Source organism: Streptosporangium sp. NPDC002524 (genome assembly GCF_040295985.1).
In the GTDB taxonomy this organism is placed as follows: domain Bacteria; phylum Actinomycetota; class Actinomycetes; order Streptosporangiales; family Streptosporangiaceae; genus Streptosporangium.
In genome coordinates, this window is record NZ_JBEOWK010000005.1 from 187,940 (window position 1) to 204,011 (window position 16,072).

A 16,072-nucleotide genomic window follows, 5' to 3' on the forward strand; every position below is an offset into this window, starting at 1 on the left:
CTCTCCCTGCTCATAGAGCCTACAGACTTCCGACGGGATGGCTCGGAGATCCAGCCACGTGAGCACGCGAAAATGAGGCGGTGCGCCACGGTGTGGTACCTGACCGTACAGTCGGGAGCGAGCCTGGCTTCAAGGCGCAGATGGAGCACGACAACAACCGGGCCGCTTGATCTACCAGCATGCCACCCGAAACGTCGAACGGATATTCACCGACGTGCTGAACTCACGCATGTGAACCGAGCCAAAATGGAGCGTCCCAGTGGACGAACGGCCTTTCCCTCATAATCTTGGCCCGCTCAGCTTGTCTTGGGTCGACGGCGGACGGGATGATCAGGCTTCCATCTCAGCCCTCTACGACCCTCAGGTCAGCGTGGAGATCACTCAGAGTCGGAGTACCCCTGGTTGGCACACTGGCCTGATGCCGAAAAAGCGATACATATACATGGACACCTCCGATCTTGGTGGCCCTGAGGACCAGCTCCAGCTGGTGATCGAGGCTCCTACTGGCGTGGTCTATCGGAACCAGTACGGCGGCTACTCCTGCCTGCCTGGCCACGCAGAGGGCTTTCTCATGCCAATCCTGCCCGGCCCGGATGTACTCCCCGAACTTCGCGACATCTTCGAGAACGAGTTAGGTGGGCATGGGACGAATGTTCGTGGCTTTTCCTGGCCTCCTGGAAGCTTGAACCGCGTGCGCAGAGCCGTTGAGGACATCGGGATGCAAGGGCTGACGTACGACCGCGATGACCACTCCTGGCCGGGGCCGTTTGACTGCGCGCTGAGGGTGGATGAGAGCCGGATGGCCGTCCTGGACGAGGCCTGGATTCCAGTGATCACAGCCGATGGGCCGGGGATCCTGACATGGAGCAACTCTGATTGATGGCTGTGCGGTTCTTCGACCTCACACGGCCCGAGCGCGAGCGTGCGAGAACGGTTTCCAGGCCGCACGCGCGGCGTGGGACCTGGCTCGGGGCCGGGTGACGGCGCGGAGTGCCGCCCTTGACCGACGAGCGGCAGCGGGAGGCGGCTCGGAAGCTCGACGGCCTCGCCCGTGGGGCACTGACGGAGGGATCCGGCACGCAACGGGCATGGAAAAGGCCGTCGAATGAAGATCAAAGCCCAGGTTACGGTAATCATGCCTGACCTGGGCTTCTTCGTGTCCATGCGGGTGGTGGAGCCTAGGAGATTCGAACTCCTGACATCCTGCTCGCAAATCGGTCCAATCTCGGGCCGCACGGGCCGTGAGCTGGGCGGAGGGCTGCCCGCGAGTGACCGTGACCGCCCCCTGCCGACCGCCCCCAATGGCCCGGCGGCCGTCCTGCCCCTCAGAACCGGTGCGGCTTTCCGGCTCTCCGTGGTTCCCCGGTGCGGGCCGGGGCGACCGGCACGTACGCGGTACGTGCTCGACCCACTGAAGGTGACCAACACTCACTGGCCTTACAACGACATGGGATGATCTTTTCATGGATCGGACCTAGCGTAGTGAGGACTGTGCATGTCTGCGAAGGCGGTCGCGTTCGTTGCTTTCCTGCTGATCGGTTCGGGGCTTCTCACCGGCATACTTCCCGTCACCGAGCAAGGGGGGCAATGCGGCTCGGCGTTCAAAGGAATCTCGCTGTCCGAGGACGAAACGGACTCCCTCTCGTACGCTGGAGAGTTGAGGCAGATGAACTCCTGCGAGGACATGCGGAACCTGGTGAGGATTCCGGCGATCGTACTGATCGCGGCGGGTGGCGTGACGCTGCTGGCCGCTGTGGGTAAGCGTTGGACGCTTACCATTTCACGCTTTTGACCTTGATCTCGACCATGGGATGCCGGGTCCTGGATGTGGGTGGCTGGATGGCTCTGTTGCGGTACGTATCGCAGTGAGGGACGCCGAACCGCCGCTCTCGGGGCAGACCACTCTCCTCATAGGCAGGATCGATGGTGACGGGAGCCAGAGGTCCGAAATGTGTAAGAATGCCCTTGAAACCACCCGACCTTGCCGATCGGAAGCAGGGCGCATGACAGGACTACTCCCAACCGTGCTGGCGCCGCTCCTCGTCCTGCTCTTGGCGTTGGGGATCGACACCTGGATTTATGCAGATGCCAAGGAGCGGCTGAAGCAGGGCAACCCCGCCGTTTTCTCGTTCGGGTCTTTCAAAATTGACACTCCTCAAGCGTGGTTCCTGGGAGCCCTGCTCTTGTGGGCTGTTTTCTTTCCGCTCTACCTGACCGCCACGGGGCGAAACCCCTTCAGGTAACCGTCGCTGGATCCCGGGCATGCGAGATCGGGATGAACCCGAAAACAATCAAGGCCCAGGTCGGGATCACCCGAGCTTTTCAGCCACGAGCGGGTGACGGGGGCGTACGCCGCCGTTCCTCAGTGGAGGAAGGCTGCATAAAGATCGAAGCCCAGGTTGCGGCAACACGCCTGACCTGGGCTTCTGTCTGTCCGAGAGGGAGTGGAGCCTAGGAGATTCGAACTCCTGACATCCTGCTTGCAAAGCAACCCGGGTAGGGGCGGGACCATGGGCTATACCCGCTCCCACCTGGGCTTACGGTCCACGGCGGTCCACCGTCGTCCGGCCTCGTCCGTGGTCGTTGTCACCCAGTTGGTCACTCAGTAGCTCGCCAGTCAGAGCCGGTAGAGCGCGCCTTCCTCGGCCCTCACTCGGGGCCGCTCAGCTCTCGATACGCCTCGCGTAGCTCTGCGGCCTCCGGCATGCGGCGCGTCTCGATGGCGCCGATCACCTCGCGTGCTCTCCAGTAGTTGGACGGCACCAGCACGCCGCTCGTCATAGTCGTGAGGGCGAGCTGACCCGCCTCGTCGGGCTGGTCAGTGGCGAGAAGCGCCAGAGCAAGGTCAAGGCGCGCGGAGGCCGCCCGGCGCGGACGAACCAACCCGTCCGCGGCCGACTCCAGGCGGGCGAGCACCTGCCGGGCGTACGGTTCGGCGGCCGGGTCTCCCAGCCATGACAACGTGGTCGCCACGTACGCCTCGCTCTTGGAAGGGTCGTAGCGGTAGTGGTGCTCGGGATGCTCGGGCACCGACAGCGGCGAGACCAGCCGGGCGACGCGATTCAGCGCATCACGCGTCTCCGGACCGGACCCAAGTCGTGCCCAGATCCGGCCCTCTTGCGCGGTCGCCTGGATGTAGGCCGAACTGGTGCGCGGTGCGATCGTCTGTGCCCCTTGGGTTAAGGTCAAGGCGCGGCGGTAGTCGCCGGTGGTGACCGCCTGCCACGCCTCGGTTTCCAGACACCATGCGGCGATCTCGGGATGCTCGGCGTGCTTGGCCAGCTGGGCGGTCGTCCGAAGCCACGTTCCGGCGGCCTCGAACTGGCGAAGGTCGATGTGGCAGGTGGAGGCCAGCAGCGACAACCAGCCACCGGCCGTGAGAAGACGTCGGTGCTCGGCGAACGTCTTCTTGGCGTCGACCAGGTGCGAGACGTACGACAGGTGCCGACGTACCCGTTCCAGCAGCTCGGCCGGTGGTGTCGCCTGATAGGCCATCGCGAGGTCGTCGACGGCCAGCTCCAGCCGGTCGAGCGTTTCGGTGCCCACGTCACTGGCGGCGACACGACGGGCCAGCTCCAGCGCCTCAATCTCCTCGGCGAAGTGGGGGGCGCCCGGCGTCGTGCTCTCCGGCTCCTCGCTGAACAGCTCAGCCTCTTCCGTACCGAACACCCGGCAGTAGAGCAACCGGTACGGGTCCTTGGGCTGGTGCTTGCCCGCCTCCCAATCCTTGATCATGCGGATCAGGGAATCCCGCTCGGGCAGGCGGGCACGAGTGTGCGGATCGGCGGCCTCGGCGAGTTGCCTGGCCATGTCTCGCTGCGTCCACAACTCGCCACGCCTCGCGGCGCGCAACCGCAGCGCCCAGGCCGGAACGTTGTTCATCGTACGCACCTCGGGGGACTGGGGTCCTCCTGTCTCCCTCAGTCTCCCCTACTCGCACTGTTGGCGCGGGATACCCGGCGATGTCATGGGAGCACCAGGAAAAACGGGACCCGCAGGCGCGGTAACGCCGTACGGGTTCCTTGATCGCACACTGGAGGTGCGGCCCATGGACAACTGTAGAGCCGTCCCGCCTGCCGTTGACGAGGCGACGGTGGAGAGCCATGACAAGGCGCTGGCGGTGGTTCAGCGGCTTCTCACCGAGCGGGGAATCCGTGCCCACTGTCACCACACGATCAGTCTCGGCCTGTTCGCCAACAGTGCGGCTCCCTGGCCTGACCAGCCTCCGCTTCGGTCGTGGATGGAGCGGCACCCGCCTGAGTTGACCGTGAAAGGTCCGCAAGGCTGGCGCATGGCCACGGTAACCATGGGGCCGCGCTCGGGCAGCTACCTCGTCTCCCTGCGCGACAGCTCCGACCTCCAGGCGGTGCGAAGCGAGCATCCCGAACAGGTGGTCGCCCTGATCGTCGCTGCTCGGGGGACGTGACCGTGCACGGCTGGGTCATCTTGGGCGATGCGGCCACCAAGAGAACCAACGGCCAGGAGGTCATCGTCACGGCCGGTACGTCGGGCGACATCGGGTCGGCCATCAGAGCGTGGGAGGACGCTGAGCGCCACCGGATGCTGTATGAACTGGGCAACCTCGGCCGCCTGGTCGATGCCGCGCTGGCCCGCCTCCAGGGTCACCACCGCACTCCGGGAAGTCACGGAAAACGCACGCCGCAAACCGGCCACATCAAATGATCACCCGTTGGATGCGGCGACAGACCTCCCGTGGTCGCGTTGCCGTACCCGGCTGGCAATGGCCGTGAGCAGGTAGTCGTGTCATCCGGTGGCAACCTGACCCGGAGCGCAGTGCCGCCAGGCGCGAGCACCGGAAGCAGGGCGACAGAGCCCTTGATCATCCCTATGAGACGTTCCTGATGAGCACCAAGTGGAGACGGCCGGCGCAATGCCGAAGGCACCCCGAAGGGGCCGCGAAGCGGTTGGGCCGGCCGTCGGAGCGGCAGGCGGCAGCGCGTACTCGGGGCGGTGGGTGCGTTCGGTGCGGCGGGTGCTCGGTGCGGTGGGCGGCGGGCTTACGCCGCGCCGTCCCGGCTGGCGCGGGCCGGGACCGGCCACCAGGGCCGCACGCCCGGCCCGCTGGCCGTGCCGGGGCGGCGGGGTGTGTCCCGCCGTGCGGCGGCGCGAAGCGCTGGTGCCTTGAACCAGTAAAGAAACTCTGAGCCATAGGTAGAAGTTGCTCTTGAACCAATAGTACGAATGACGATATATATCAAGCATGGCGCTACGCGAGCAGAGCTACCTGATCCTGCTGGCCCTGTCCCAAGGGCCGCTCCACGGTTACGGAGTGATCAAAGCAGTGCGGGAGCTGTCCGAGGAGCGGGTACGCCTCGGCGCGGGCACCCTCTACGGCGCCCTGGATCGACTGGCGGGCGACGGACTGGTGATCGTGGTCGGGGAGGAGGTCGTGTCCGGCCGTCATCGCCGCTACTACGACCTCACCGGCCACGGCCGTCAGGTGCTGGCCGAGGAGACCGCCCGCCTGACGCGCTTGGCCGCCACCGCTCAGCGCCGCCTGCGCCTCCAGCCCGGGATGGGGATGTGATGACCTCCGACGCCGCCTCCGCCTACGAGCGCCGCTGCCGGTTACTGATGCGTGTGGCTTACCCGCCCCGTTTTCGGGAGTTTCGCGGCTCCGAACTCCTGAGCACCCTGATGGACTTGGCCGGGCCGGGACAGAGTAGCCCGACCTTGCGTGACGGCCTGGACGTGCTCCGCGGCGGGCTCATGCTGCGCCTGCGCGAGCGCCCGCCGATAGGGCACTGGCTTCTCTACCGGTGGGTTGGCGTCCAGGTGCCCTGGAAATATCGCTGGTGGGCCAGAGATGACATCCAAGGACGGTTCTTCTTTGAGCGGCATGTAACCTCCACCATGTTCTGGATGAGCTTGGGGTTCATGTCGGTCCAATTGCTTATGTCGAACGTGACCTATCTGACTTTCTTAGGCTTACTGATAGGATATATAATTGCCTATCTTTTTTTACTGCCGACCAAGGGCCAACTCAAACGTAAATGGCTAGCTAGGCACGAGTTTCACCCTGACGGCACCTCCTACGTTCCAATTCCACTGGAAGTCCGCCCTGATGGCAGGGCACATGAGCCTAAACCGGATTGTATATAGAGTGAAAAATTAGGTTAGCATAACGTTCGACGTCTCCCTTCGCACTGAGTTTTCACTTTCCTGCACTAAGCGGCAGAAACGCCAAGCGAGCACACGTTTTCAAATCAACAAGGGCGATGCCGTTGTCGGCGAGTTCTTCGGGGGGAATACCGCGCTGGTGTCGTCGGCGAGTTCGGCGCTGTATCCGATCTCGTAGCGGTTGGCGGGGGCTTTGACCTCGGTGACCTCGATGGGGTGGCCATTGGTGTGGGCCATTGTGCGGCGGATGATGAGGATCGCTTCGGCGTAGTCCATGCCCAGGCGGGCGCGTTCGTCTTCGTAGGCGATGCGGGAGGTGGTCAAGGTCATCCAGCGGATCGGGCCATGCTCGCGGATGAGCGATTGGTAGAAGAAGCCTGGTCGCTTGCGGTACTGGTCGAAGCGCTTGGGAGTGTCCCAGTCGGGGAGCATGTCGGCGTTGGTGTAGGCCGCGCGCACTGTCCTGGACTCACGTGGTGGCGTTCGTCGACGAGCGCAGGGCCTGGGTTCCCGTCACGGAGGCGGGGTGGGAGCACACCGAGTACGCCGTCTACGTGTGGCGGTCGGTCCGGCAGAGCGGCGACACCAAGACCGTCAAGTCTCGCCGGACCCTCAAGCTGCCACAGCGTTGTGTGGAGGCGCTGCGTGATCTCTGGGAACACGAGGGGCTCAGCGACGGAACCACCGATCGCGGCGGAACGGGCAGGCTGGTGTTCTGCACGAAGAACGGGACGGCGCTGAGCGCGGGCAACGTCCGGCGGGACTTCCGGAAAATCCTCAAGGAGGCGGAGCTGGTCGACACGGAGTGGACGCCTCGGGAGATGCGGCACAGCTTCGTCTCGCTGCTCTCGGACTCCGGCGTCCCCATCGAGCACATCTCTCGCCTGGTCGGCCACGCCAACACCGTGGTCACCGAGACGGTCTACCGGCTCCAGATCCGGCCCGTCATGCAGGAGGGTGCGGCGGCGATGGATGATCTCTTCGGAGGCGTTCGGGGGGCTTGGTCACCCGGTTATTCACTCAAGCCCGGTTTTCATGATCACAGACTGAGCATTCCCGCAGGTGGAGCCTAGGAGATTCGAACTCCTGACATCCTGCTTGCAAAGCAGGCGCTCTGCCAACTGAGCTAAGGCCCCGAGATTCAAGCCGGTGGCCTGGGGAGACACCCCCGCGCACGGCCTGCTTCAGTCGTACACGGTAGCAACAGGAACCGCTCCTACGCCACTTGGATCCGCGTGGCGGGGCGGGCTTCGGGAGACGGCGGTAAGGGGCGACCGGCGCGGCACCGAGGACGGGGTGGGCTTCAGTGGACGGCGGCGGCGACGGGGGGTGCGACCGGCGTGACGCCGAGGAGGAGTTCGGGGAGGTCCACGACGGAGTCGAGGAGGTGGGTGGCTCCGCCGTTGAGGAGACGCTCCTTGCTGTGGACGCCGGTCAGGATGCCGGCGACCACCGAGGCGCCCGCGCGGCGGCCGCAGAGCATGTCGTTCTCGGAGTCACCGGCGATCGCGACCTGGCGGACGTCTTCGACGCCGAGGCGCATGACCGCCGTGAGGACCAGGTTGGGCAGGGGGCGGCCACGTCCGGCGTCCTCGGGGCACAGGGCGAGATCGACCTTGTCGGACCAGTCCAGGGCGCTCAGGACGCGGCCGAGCGTGGCGCGGCTGAAACCGGTGATGAGGCAGACCTTGATGTCGGCGCCGCGGAGCTTGTCGAGTGCCTCGACGATCCCGGGCAGGGGGGTCAGGCCCGCGCGTGCGATGGCGCCCTCGTAGGAGCGCTCGAAGGTGAGATTGGCCGCCTGGGCCTGGGCCTCGTTGTCCGGGAAGATGCCCCGGAAGACATCGATCGTGGGACATCCCCGGGACCGGTGCACGTGCACCATGGCGCGAGCGTACGCACCGGTCCCGGGCACGATGCCCTGCGTGGCGATCGCCTCGGCGAACGCCCGCTCGACCATGGCGACATCGCCGATCGTGGTGCCTGCCAGATCCAGGCAGACAAGCCTGATGGGTGTTATTCCATCTTGGGCAAGGACCATGAAAGCACCCGAATCGGTAGCCGCGTCTGTCAGTTCTCGCTGCCGGTGGCCTCGGTCCACAGGTCGAGCTCGGCGCGGTCGGCCTGCACCTTGCGCCAGACCAGCAGCCCCCCGAGGGCGACGAGCGCCAGAACGAGCAACTTCTTCACGGTGTGACCCCACTTCTTGAGAAGTCTCACCTGCCGGGGTGAGACAACGCCCGGTTCGAACGGTTCCCTGCAGCCTAGCAAGGGACCGGGCCATGATCCGGTCTGCACGACAAGCCACCAGGGCCGATCCACACCAACCGGGTGATTTTCAGTATCTTGCCGTACGGCACGCGTTCCGACGATCACAATCCGCCGTGAGTCTTGTCGCGAAACCGTCCTGGTTCTCACGATAACCCCCGTGACGCTTCCGCTTCACCCCACGGGAGGTCCCGGTCCCCGCCCGGCCGGGAACGGTGGTGCCCATCATGGCCACGACCAGGGTGTTCGTCGGCTCCGGCCCGATTACGCGGAGCGCGAATGACACAAACCCGCTCGGTATGGAACCTCGGGCCCGGCGAAGCCGGACAGGCCTTCGGACCGGGCGAAGTCAGGTATTCCCTCGGACGAGCCCGGACGGGCGAAGCCGGGGAGTCCTTCGAGCCCGGCGAGGCCACGGAGACCTTCGGGCTCGGCGTGGCCGGCGAGGCTTCTGGGCTTGGAGGGACCAGGAAAGGTCAGGCGCTCTCGACGAGATCGGCGTAGTCGGGGTGACGGTCGATCCACTCCCGTACGAACCAGCAGAGAGGGACGACCTTCGCGTTCTCCGCGCGGGCCGCGTCCAGTGCGGTGCGGACGAGCGCGGACCCCACCCCCTGTCCCTCGTACTCCGGCTGGACCTTGGTGTGGGGGTAGACGATGACCCCGTCACGCCGGATGAGATCCAGCTTCCCCGCCTGTCTGCCGTCCACCTCCGCCACGAAGGAATCCCCGCCGGGGGAGAGCTTCACGTCCGCCTGCATGGAGGTCCTCCTTCACCATGCCGCCGTACGGTCGTGCGGCGGCTCCTTGGTCAGCCGATCCCGCGCGGCGTTCATTCCCGCGTTCCCGGATCCCGGCCTTCCCGCTTTCCCGCGTTCCTGGATCCTTGAATCCTCGGATCCCCGCGTTGCCGGATCGGATGCCGCCTACCCCCTCCCGTGCCGGGTATCCCCGCCAGGCGGCGAGCCCCGGGCCACGAGGGCGCGAAGGGGGCGGTCGTGGGACGTGTTCGATTGAGCACGATGAGTGACCGAAACTCGCAGGCGGTGGACCGTACCGGTAGCCGTCCGATTGAAGGATGATGAGAGCAGGTGCCCGGCACGACCGGCGCCTCATGGCGATCAGCCGACCCATCTGTACCGACACGACAGATGTTGACTGACCTTCATGCGCACCCAGAAGGTGATCGCGATGACAGGTGACGTCGACCACGGTTCACTGCGCATTCTCTTCACCGGCCGGCCCGCCGGTGTGTGCTGCGAGGGAGACATCGATCTCGGCACGCGGCTCATCCTGACGCGCGCGCTCGCCATGGCGGCGGAACGGACCGGCGGCGATCTGCACGCCGACCTCCGCGGTGTCGACTTCGTCGACGTCGGCGGCCTGAGAGTGCTGGCGGAGACGGCGTTCGGGCTGGCGGGCGGCCGGAGGTTGATCGTCGACGGGCTCCGGCCGCACACGCGGCGGATCGTCGAGCTGTGTGGCTGGACGGAGGTGCTCAGCGTGGGTCCGGGCACCGTAACCACAGTGGGATAACGGCTGATTGCTCCTCAGTTGTACCGTAAGGGTTCTCTAGAGGAATTCGGAGGATCGTACGCTGAGAGCAACCAGATCGGCCCCCTCCACGGCTTCCGGTCCCGGTTACGGTCCCGAGGCGATCGTGATCGGGTCACCGCTCTCCGGTTCCGATCCGGGCGTCACGCCCGGCGGCCACCCCCCGGCCGAGTCTTCCTCCCACCGACTGTCTGCAGAGGTATATCCGTGAGCGCTGCCGTCCGCGTGACCGACGTGTCCGACCCCGCCGTGAAGGAGATGCTTCTTCTGACCTTGGCCGGCGAGCTCGACTACAGCAACGCCGAGCGGTTCCACCACGACCTGCAGGAGGCCATCGGCCAGGGCAGGAACGATCTCGTCATCGACCTGACCGAGCTGACCTTCTGCGACTCCACGGGGATCCAGAGCTTCCTGAACACCCGCCAGACCGTCCAGGACCGCGGCGGCAGCATCGTCCTGGTCAATCTGCACCCCCGCCTCGAAAGGCTCTTCCACCTGACCGGTCTCGCCCAGGCCTTCGGCATCCAGCCCACCGTGGCCGACGCGCTCAAGGTGCTGCGGCCGAGCCAGCCTTCCTGAAGGACCCCGAACCCCGGCCCCTGCCCCCCCGATCGGCCGTCACTTTCCCGGACACGACCGAGCGAACATCTGTTGGCTCGGGCGGTCGTAAGTTGGCAATGAGCGGGCAGGTGTCTAGCATCGTGTAACTCGTCAGCAACGCCCTGATTCTGGAGCAAGTCGGCTCGCCCCCCGGTGACTGCCAGACAAGGCGACCTCAAGGGGGTGTCGTGACCGGCGACCACGGCCAGCACTGGCCGATCGACGAGGATCTCAGTGCTTTGCGAGATCGTCTCGAATATCATGCCGCTCGAGCCGGCATGCGGGGCGAACGGCTGGACGATCTCCTCCTCGTCACGAACGAGGCGGTCATCAACATCCTGGAGCACGGCGGGGGCAAGGGCACACTCGCCATCTGGCAGAACGAGACCTACCTGACCGTCGACGTCACCGACACCCTGGGGCTCCTGACCATCTGGCACGTCCCCAGCGAACGCCCCACGGGCACCGTCCGGGGGTTCGGCCTGTGGCTGATGAACCAGCTGTGCGACGAGTTCACCATCGATCAGGTGGAGGAGGGGTCCCGCGTCCGCCTGCGCATGCGGATCGGCTCTCCGGCGACCCGGAGCGGGGCCAGCGGTTCAGCCGACTCCGCGCGGGACGACCTCGACACCACCGACGCCCCCGATCCCGTACGGAGCGTCGCCGATCCCGTACGGAGCACGGCCGACTCCGTACGGGGCGCCGCCGACTCCGCGCGGGACGACCCCGGCCAGGGCGAGCTCCAGGTCTCCTTCTGAGAGGTCCCGGGAAGTCCCGAAGGGTCTGACGATCCAGCGGTCTCCGATGATCGTCACACGGTGATCTCCAGCGATCTCCAATGATCCCCAGTGATCTCCGGCGATCTCCGGCGATCCACGGTGATCTCCGGCGATCCGGGGCCTCGGCCTTGGTCGAGGACGTCGTGGGCCCTCGGTGAGCGTGGGGCCGGGTACGTGCCCGCCCGGACACCCGGCTTCGCCGCGTCCGCCGCGCTCGTCGTACCCGCCGCGCCCGTCCTGCTCATCGCGCTCGCCGCGATGATCGCGATCGCCGTGCTCGCCTTGCTCATCGCGGTCGTCGCGGTCGTCGCGGTGAAGCGTGCCGCGTTGTCATGTTTCCGTCACCGACCCTCTCTCTCCGTACGCAATCCTTGACCGTCCGCTGACACAAGGGCGATGTATCGGCCGAATGTCCGGGTTAGCCTTATTTAGGCAGGTCAACGCCGTACAGGTGGTGTCACGGGAGGACGTCTGGATGTTCCCCGGAACCGGCCGGGGGCGTCGTCTCGCCCGGGACCCGTGCCCGTCCTTCGGTGTCCGCCGCGTCTCCCGACCCTTTCGGAAGCTCTGGAGCCGTCCATCGGAAGCGGGAGCCGCCCACCGGAACAAGTGCCACGACCGCCGTCCACCTCCGGAATCGACTCCGCCGTCCCGGTTCTCCGTCTCACTCAGCCGTACGAAGGTTCGGAAGGGATGGTCCGTATGAGGGTTGTCGTCGACCTGGCGCGATGCCAGGGGTACGCCCAGTGCGCCTTCCTGGCTCCGGACACGTTCCGGATGCGGGGTGAGGAGGCGCTCGTGTTCCACTCCAGCCCGGACGAGGGGCAACGGGACCAGGTCCTGCGCGCGGCGGCCGCCTGCCCGGTCCAGGCGATTCTCGTCGACCGGCTGGACGCGAACGCGATCCCGCCCGCAGCGACGACCGGAACGGCCACGGCCCCGGCCACGGCCGCGACGGCGGCGACGGTGACCCCGACCGGAACGGCGACAATGTGACCAGCGAGCGGAGCGAGGAGACGTTCAGGCGCGACGGGCGCATCGTCATCGTCGGCGCCTCCCTCGCCGGGCTGCGGGCCGCGGAGGCGCTCCGTGACGAGGGTTTCACCGGCTCGCTCACCCTCGTCGGGGACGAGGCGCGCGAACCCTACGACCGGCCCCCGCTGTCCAAGCAGGTCCTGACCGGCTGGGTGCCCGCGGACGGCACCGCGCTGCCCCGGCGTCGCGAGATCGGCGCGGAATGGATGCTCGGCGTGCCCGCCTCCGCGCTGGACCTCGCGGGCAAGCGGGTGGAGCTCGCGGACGGGCGGGAGATCCCCTTCGACAGGTTGCTGATCGCCACCGGCGTGCGGGCCAGGCTCTGGCCCGACGAGGCCGAGGCCGCCCTGGACGGCGTGTTCGTGGTACGCACGTGCGACGACTCCGGCCGCCTGTGGGAGCGGCTGGCCGCCGGGCCGGGCCGGGTGCTCGTCATCGGGGCCGGTTTCGCCGGTTCCGAGATCGCCTCCGTGTGCCGCGAGCGCGACATACCGGTGACCGTCGCCGAGGTCGCCGAGGCCCCGCTGGTGGGAGCGCTCGGAAGCATGATCGGCTCGATCGCCGCGAACCTCCAGCGTGCCCACGGCGTCGACCTGCGCTGCGGCGTCAAGGTCGCGCGGCTGGAGGGGGACGAGCGGGGACGGGTGCGCCGCGCCCACTTCTCCGACGGCGACACGGTCGACGCGGACGTGGTGGTGGTCGCGCTCGGCGGCGTGCGCAACACCGAGTGGCTGCGGGACTCGGGGCTCGCCGCCGGTGTCTGGGGCGTGGCCTGCGACTCGGGCTGCCGGGCGTTCGACGTCAACGGCCTGGTCACCGACGACGTCTTCGTCGCCGGGGACGTGGCACGCTGCCCGCACCCGGTCTACGAGTACCGGTTCCTGTCGCTGGAACACTGGGCCAACGCGGTGGAACAGGCCCAGGTCGCGGCCCACAACATGGTCAGCTCGCCGACCGACCGCTGGCCGCACCTGTCCATGCCGACGTTCTGGTCGACACAGTTCGGCGTCAACATCAAGTCCGTCGGCGTCCCCGTCCTGTCGGACGAGGTCGTCGTGACGCAGGGCTCGGTGGAGGAGCACCGGTTCGTCGCGACGTACGGCTACCGCGGCCGGGTCACCGCGGCGGTCAGCTTCGACAACGCCAAGTGGCTCGACCACTACCGGCATCTGATCGAGACGGCGGCGCCCTTCCCGCCCGCCTGCCCCACGCCCGACCAGCCCGCGGGCATGAAGCCGGTGCCCGCCCACTTCCCCGACCCGGTGATCATCACTCACGGAGCCACGGTGGTGGTCACCGGCCACGAGCCGAGCGAGCGGCGTGTGGCGTTCGCACGACCGGGCGGTTGACCAGGTTCGGCCGGGCTCGTTCAGGTGCGACCTGGCCCGACAAAACCCGACCGGGCCCGACCGGGCCCGACAAGTTCAACGGGCTCAACGGGCTCGATCAGGTCGACCGGGACGGCGGCACTCCGGACGACCGGAAGCGGCACAGGCCGAACGCGACGCGGGCCGGAAAAGGCACAGAACGGAAGCGGCACATCCAAGGAGAAGAAGCGGCCATGACAGTTACCCAGGCGTCCAGCACTTTCCAGCGGATCCTCGACCACTCCAGCCGGGCCGATCCGTACCCGCTCTACGCCGAGCTGCGCAGGACCCCGGTGGCCCGGCAGGACGACGGCGGCTACATCGTCAGCACCTACCGGGAGATCACCGCGCTGCTGCACAACCCGCACCTCAGTTCAGACGCGCACAACCTCGACCAGCCGGGACCCACCCTCGCCATGCGCGGGGACACACCGGCGTTCATCGGGCTCGACCCGCCGCAGCACGACCGGCTGCGCCGCATGACGATGCGGCACTTCGGCCCCCCGCACTCGCCCACGCTCGTGGACGACCTGCGGCCCGACCTGAACGCCATCGTCACGCGCCTGATCGACGACCTGGTGAGCAAGGACGAGATCGACGTCGTCGACGACTTCGCCTATCCCTTCCCCGTCACCGTGATCTGCCACCTGCTCGGCGTACCCCGCGAGGACGAGCCGCGGTTCCACGGGTGGGTCGAGGCGATCGTCGCCATGCTCGACGTCGATCCCGCGACGGACTCCGAGGATCGCATGAGGGAGGGCGTGCGGGCCCGTGAGAGCCTCAGGGACTACCTCGCGGAGCTCCTGGAGAGCCGCCGCGGCCGTCCCGAGGGTGACGACCTGCTGTCCCGGCTGGCCAACGACGACGGACCCGACGGGCGCATGACGGACGAGGAGATCGTCAGCACCGCCAACCTGCTGCTCATCGCGGGCCACGAGACGACCGTCAACCTGATCGGCAACGGCGTGCTGACGCTGCTGCGCCACCCCGACGTACTGGAGCGCCTGCGCCGCGACCCGGGAATGATCGTCCGGACGGTCGAGGAACTGCTGCGCTACGAGCCGCCGGTGCAGCTCATCCCCTGGCGGGCCGCGTACAGCGACCTCACCGTCGCGGGGACCGTCATCCCGAAGGGGTCGCGGATCACGCTCGTGCTCGCCTCCGGCAACCGCGACCCCGCCTACTTCCGCGACCCCGACCGGTTCGACCCCGACCGGCGGGAGAACCAGCACCTCGGCTTCGGCGCCGGCGTCCACCTGTGCTTCGGCGCCCCCCTGGCCCGGCTGGAGGCGCAGATCGCGCTGAACGAGCTCTTCCGCAACCTGGAGAGCCCCCGGCTCGTCGCCGACCCGCCCCCGTACCGGCAGAGCGCGGTCCTGCGCGGACCGCGCCACCTCCTCGTCAGGCAGGAGTGACGGTACGGACCCGGATCGGGCGGGAGGGCCCGTACGTCACCGGGTCCACATCCCGATCCGTACCGGCACCCCGGGTGAGGCGTGCAGCACGGGCGCGCGGTCCGGGGCGTCGAGCCCGCCCGCCTGGAGCAGGTCCTGCTCCAGGTGGATCAGCCGGGCGTGGCGCAGCGGCCAGTCGGGGTGCTCGATCTGGGCGGTCGCCGTCCTGCCCGCGACCGTGGTGAACAGCCGGTAGCGGGCGGTCAGGAAGTGCGCCAGCTCGTCGCGCTCCGGCTCCGTGAACGGCGGGCCGAGCTCCACGACCGCGTCGCACCGCGCGCCGACGGGCCCCGGCAGGCGTCGGCGGCAGCGGTAGCCGCGCCGCTCGCCGACGGCGCGGACGGCCATGCGGGACCAGAAGTAGGGCAACCCGTATCCGGCCCGCGCGCCGAGCACCGCGAGCAGGCGCCCGGCGTCCAGTGACAGGAACCAGACACCGTCCCGTCCCTGCTCGTCGCGTACGTACGTGCGCACGTTCGTCTCGGGAAAGCGCGACAGCCACGGCAGCGCGGGCACGCCCGGCGCCCGCACGTCCTCCATCAGGAACGTGGTGAGGCCGACCCAGGCCGTGCCGTCGAAGGTGTCGACCGTAAGGCCGGGGGGCAGCAGCCGCTGGATCGCGGCCGGTGGGTACCGCCAGTGCATGAAGGTCATCTCGGACCAGCGGTGGTACATGACCGGGCGGGTCAGGTGGGGGGACGGCGGAGCCTGCATGATCCGCTCCTTCTCGGGTGGCGGGGGCGCCCGGGTGGCGCGTCCGCCACTTATCTTGGCCATGGCACCGGGTGTCGTCCCGCGCGACACCCGCGAGCGGACATCCGTCTTGGTTCTCGACAGAGCCATGATTTCAACAGAACCGCGATTCCGGCGGTAT

General features: G+C 67.5%; 21 protein-coding genes and 1 tRNA gene. 15 read left to right on the forward strand and 7 right to left on the reverse strand.

Going from position 1 to position 16,072, the window contains the following annotated elements; all coding sequences use genetic code 11:
• The first annotated feature begins 418 nt into the window (after nucleotides 1–418).
• From ABT053_RS10175 to ABT053_RS10185, 3 genes are all read left to right on the forward strand, one after another.
• Nucleotides 419–880, forward strand: a complete 462-nt coding sequence (locus ABT053_RS10175) for a DUF6210 family protein (protein ID WP_350968584.1) — start codon at nucleotides 419–421, stop codon at nucleotides 878–880.
• Between the two features lie 615 nt (nucleotides 881–1,495).
• Entirely contained in the window at nucleotides 1,496–1,792 is a 297-nt protein-coding gene (locus ABT053_RS10180; protein ID WP_350968585.1) for a hypothetical protein, read from the forward strand.
• 211 nt (nucleotides 1,793–2,003) lie between these two features.
• Nucleotides 2,004–2,243, forward strand: coding sequence for a hypothetical protein (locus ABT053_RS10185; protein ID WP_350968586.1), 240 nt, complete (start codon nucleotides 2,004–2,006; stop codon nucleotides 2,241–2,243).
• Nucleotides 2,244–2,649: 406 nt separating this feature from the next.
• Here the strand turns inward: ABT053_RS10185 and ABT053_RS10190 are convergent, their stop codons facing one another.
• The gene (locus ABT053_RS10190; RefSeq protein WP_350968587.1) at nucleotides 2,650–3,882 is read right to left on the reverse strand and encodes an NsdA family TPR-like regulatory protein; all 1,233 of its coding nucleotides are present in this window, start codon (nucleotides 3,880–3,882) and stop codon (nucleotides 2,650–2,652) included.
• Nucleotides 3,883–4,048: 166 nt separating this feature from the next.
• Here ABT053_RS10190 and ABT053_RS10195 point away from each other — a divergent pair, with 166 nt between their 5' ends.
• The 4 genes from ABT053_RS10195 to ABT053_RS10210 all read left to right on the forward strand — a co-directional run bounded on the left by ABT053_RS10195 (nucleotide 4,049) and on the right by ABT053_RS10210 (nucleotide 6,123).
• Nucleotides 4,049–4,426: a hypothetical protein gene (locus ABT053_RS10195; protein ID WP_350968588.1), complete on the forward strand. Its 378-nt coding sequence runs from the start codon at nucleotides 4,049–4,051 to the stop codon at nucleotides 4,424–4,426.
• Complete coding sequence (locus tag ABT053_RS10200; protein WP_350968589.1) at nucleotides 4,423–4,683, forward strand: hypothetical protein; 261 nt, start codon at nucleotides 4,423–4,425, stop codon at nucleotides 4,681–4,683. The genes ABT053_RS10195 and ABT053_RS10200 overlap by 4 nt, the downstream gene beginning before the upstream one ends.
• Before the next feature lie 538 nt (nucleotides 4,684–5,221).
• On the forward strand, nucleotides 5,222–5,548 hold the full coding sequence (locus tag ABT053_RS10205) for a PadR family transcriptional regulator (RefSeq protein WP_350968590.1): 327 nt from the start codon (nucleotides 5,222–5,224) through the stop codon (nucleotides 5,546–5,548).
• Nucleotides 5,548–6,123, forward strand: coding sequence for a DUF5313 family protein (locus tag ABT053_RS10210; RefSeq protein ID WP_350968591.1), 576 nt, complete (start codon nucleotides 5,548–5,550; stop codon nucleotides 6,121–6,123). Before ABT053_RS10205 ends, ABT053_RS10210 begins: the two co-directional genes overlap by 1 nt.
• Before the next feature lie 99 nt (nucleotides 6,124–6,222).
• Here ABT053_RS10210 and ABT053_RS10215 read toward each other — a convergent pair whose 3' ends face one another.
• Complete coding sequence (locus ABT053_RS10215; RefSeq protein WP_350968592.1) at nucleotides 6,223–6,600, reverse strand: GntR family transcriptional regulator; 378 nt, start codon at nucleotides 6,598–6,600, stop codon at nucleotides 6,223–6,225.
• Nucleotides 6,601–6,617: 17 nt separating this feature from the next.
• Between ABT053_RS10215 and ABT053_RS10220 the strand changes: the two genes are divergently transcribed.
• Nucleotides 6,618–7,214 (forward strand): tyrosine-type recombinase/integrase, encoded by a 597-nt coding sequence (locus ABT053_RS10220; protein ID WP_350968594.1) that lies wholly within the window; start codon nucleotides 6,618–6,620, stop codon nucleotides 7,212–7,214.
• On the opposite strand, the gene ABT053_RS10225 is transcribed toward ABT053_RS10220, so the two are convergent.
• From ABT053_RS10225 to ABT053_RS10240, 4 genes are all read right to left on the reverse strand, one after another.
• Nucleotides 7,205–7,277 (reverse strand) — tRNA-Ala (locus ABT053_RS10225). The two genes, ABT053_RS10220 and ABT053_RS10225, sit on opposite strands and share 10 nt — an antisense overlap.
• Before the next feature lie 167 nt (nucleotides 7,278–7,444).
• Entirely contained in the window at nucleotides 7,445–8,182 is a 738-nt protein-coding gene (locus tag ABT053_RS10230; RefSeq protein ID WP_350968595.1) for an HAD family hydrolase, read from the reverse strand.
• Nucleotides 8,183–8,211: 29 nt separating this feature from the next.
• Entirely contained in the window at nucleotides 8,212–8,331 is a 120-nt protein-coding gene (locus ABT053_RS10235; protein ID WP_211264163.1) for a DLW-39 family protein, read from the reverse strand.
• A 554-nt stretch (nucleotides 8,332–8,885) separates the two neighbouring features.
• Nucleotides 8,886–9,170, reverse strand: coding sequence for a GNAT family N-acetyltransferase (locus ABT053_RS10240; protein ID WP_350968596.1), 285 nt, complete (start codon nucleotides 9,168–9,170; stop codon nucleotides 8,886–8,888).
• A gap of 406 nt (nucleotides 9,171–9,576) precedes the next feature.
• Here ABT053_RS10240 and ABT053_RS10245 point away from each other — a divergent pair, with 406 nt between their 5' ends.
• The 7 genes from ABT053_RS10245 to ABT053_RS10275 all read left to right on the forward strand — a co-directional run bounded on the left by ABT053_RS10245 (nucleotide 9,577) and on the right by ABT053_RS10275 (nucleotide 15,159).
• Nucleotides 9,577–9,945 (forward strand): STAS domain-containing protein, encoded by a 369-nt coding sequence (locus ABT053_RS10245; protein ID WP_350968597.1) that lies wholly within the window; start codon nucleotides 9,577–9,579, stop codon nucleotides 9,943–9,945.
• Nucleotides 9,946–10,170: 225 nt separating this feature from the next.
• Nucleotides 10,171–10,542 carry an STAS domain-containing protein gene (locus ABT053_RS10250; RefSeq protein ID WP_350968599.1) on the forward strand — a complete coding sequence of 124 codons (372 nt, stop codon included), beginning with the start codon at nucleotides 10,171–10,173 and terminating at the stop codon, nucleotides 10,540–10,542.
• A gap of 209 nt (nucleotides 10,543–10,751) precedes the next feature.
• Nucleotides 10,752–11,321, forward strand: a complete 570-nt coding sequence (locus tag ABT053_RS10255; protein WP_350968600.1) for an ATP-binding protein — start codon at nucleotides 10,752–10,754, stop codon at nucleotides 11,319–11,321.
• Between the two features lie 195 nt (nucleotides 11,322–11,516).
• Complete coding sequence (locus ABT053_RS10260) at nucleotides 11,517–11,717, forward strand: hypothetical protein (protein WP_350968601.1); 201 nt, start codon at nucleotides 11,517–11,519, stop codon at nucleotides 11,715–11,717.
• 327 nt (nucleotides 11,718–12,044) lie between these two features.
• Nucleotides 12,045–12,338, forward strand: a complete 294-nt coding sequence (locus tag ABT053_RS10265) for a ferredoxin (RefSeq protein ID WP_350968602.1) — start codon at nucleotides 12,045–12,047, stop codon at nucleotides 12,336–12,338.
• Nucleotides 12,335–13,726: an NAD(P)/FAD-dependent oxidoreductase gene (locus tag ABT053_RS10270; protein WP_350968603.1), complete on the forward strand. Its 1,392-nt coding sequence runs from the start codon at nucleotides 12,335–12,337 to the stop codon at nucleotides 13,724–13,726. The genes ABT053_RS10265 and ABT053_RS10270 overlap by 4 nt, the downstream gene beginning before the upstream one ends.
• 212 nt (nucleotides 13,727–13,938) lie before the next feature.
• Entirely contained in the window at nucleotides 13,939–15,159 is a 1,221-nt protein-coding gene (locus ABT053_RS10275) for a cytochrome P450 (RefSeq protein ID WP_350968604.1), read from the forward strand.
• Between the two features lie 36 nt (nucleotides 15,160–15,195).
• Here ABT053_RS10275 and ABT053_RS10280 read toward each other — a convergent pair whose 3' ends face one another.
• Nucleotides 15,196–16,041 (reverse strand): YqjF family protein, encoded by an 846-nt coding sequence (locus ABT053_RS10280; protein WP_350968605.1) that lies wholly within the window; start codon nucleotides 16,039–16,041, stop codon nucleotides 15,196–15,198.
• Between the last annotated feature and the right edge of the window lie 31 nt (nucleotides 16,042–16,072).

Bases quoted from the DNA above. Each gene is read 5' to 3' on its own strand.
- ABT053_RS10175 (WP_350968584.1), top strand. From the start codon at position 419: ATGCCGAAAAAGCGATACATATACATGGACACCTCCGATCTTGGTGGC.
- ABT053_RS10195 (WP_350968588.1), top strand. From the start codon at position 4,049: ATGGACAACTGTAGAGCCGTCCCGCCTGCCGTTGACGAGGCGACGGTG.
- ABT053_RS10180 (WP_350968585.1), top strand. From the start codon at position 1,496: ATGTCTGCGAAGGCGGTCGCGTTCGTTGCTTTCCTGCTGATCGGTTCG.
- ABT053_RS10205 (WP_350968590.1), top strand. From the start codon at position 5,222: ATGGCGCTACGCGAGCAGAGCTACCTGATCCTGCTGGCCCTGTCCCAA.
- ABT053_RS10265 (WP_350968602.1), top strand. From the start codon at position 12,045: ATGAGGGTTGTCGTCGACCTGGCGCGATGCCAGGGGTACGCCCAGTGC.
- ABT053_RS10280 (WP_350968605.1), bottom strand. From the start codon at position 16,041: ATGGCTCTGTCGAGAACCAAGACGGATGTCCGCTCGCGGGTGTCGCGC.
- ABT053_RS10190 (WP_350968587.1), bottom strand. From the start codon at position 3,882: ATGAACAACGTTCCGGCCTGGGCGCTGCGGTTGCGCGCCGCGAGGCGT.
- ABT053_RS10245 (WP_350968597.1), top strand. From the start codon at position 9,577: ATGCGCACCCAGAAGGTGATCGCGATGACAGGTGACGTCGACCACGGT.
- ABT053_RS10185 (WP_350968586.1), top strand. From the start codon at position 2,004: ATGACAGGACTACTCCCAACCGTGCTGGCGCCGCTCCTCGTCCTGCTC.
- ABT053_RS10230 (WP_350968595.1), bottom strand. From the start codon at position 8,182: ATGGTCCTTGCCCAAGATGGAATAACACCCATCAGGCTTGTCTGCCTG.
- ABT053_RS10275 (WP_350968604.1), top strand. From the start codon at position 13,939: ATGACAGTTACCCAGGCGTCCAGCACTTTCCAGCGGATCCTCGACCAC.
- ABT053_RS10210 (WP_350968591.1), top strand. From the start codon at position 5,548: ATGACCTCCGACGCCGCCTCCGCCTACGAGCGCCGCTGCCGGTTACTG.
- ABT053_RS10240 (WP_350968596.1), bottom strand. From the start codon at position 9,170: ATGCAGGCGGACGTGAAGCTCTCCCCCGGCGGGGATTCCTTCGTGGCG.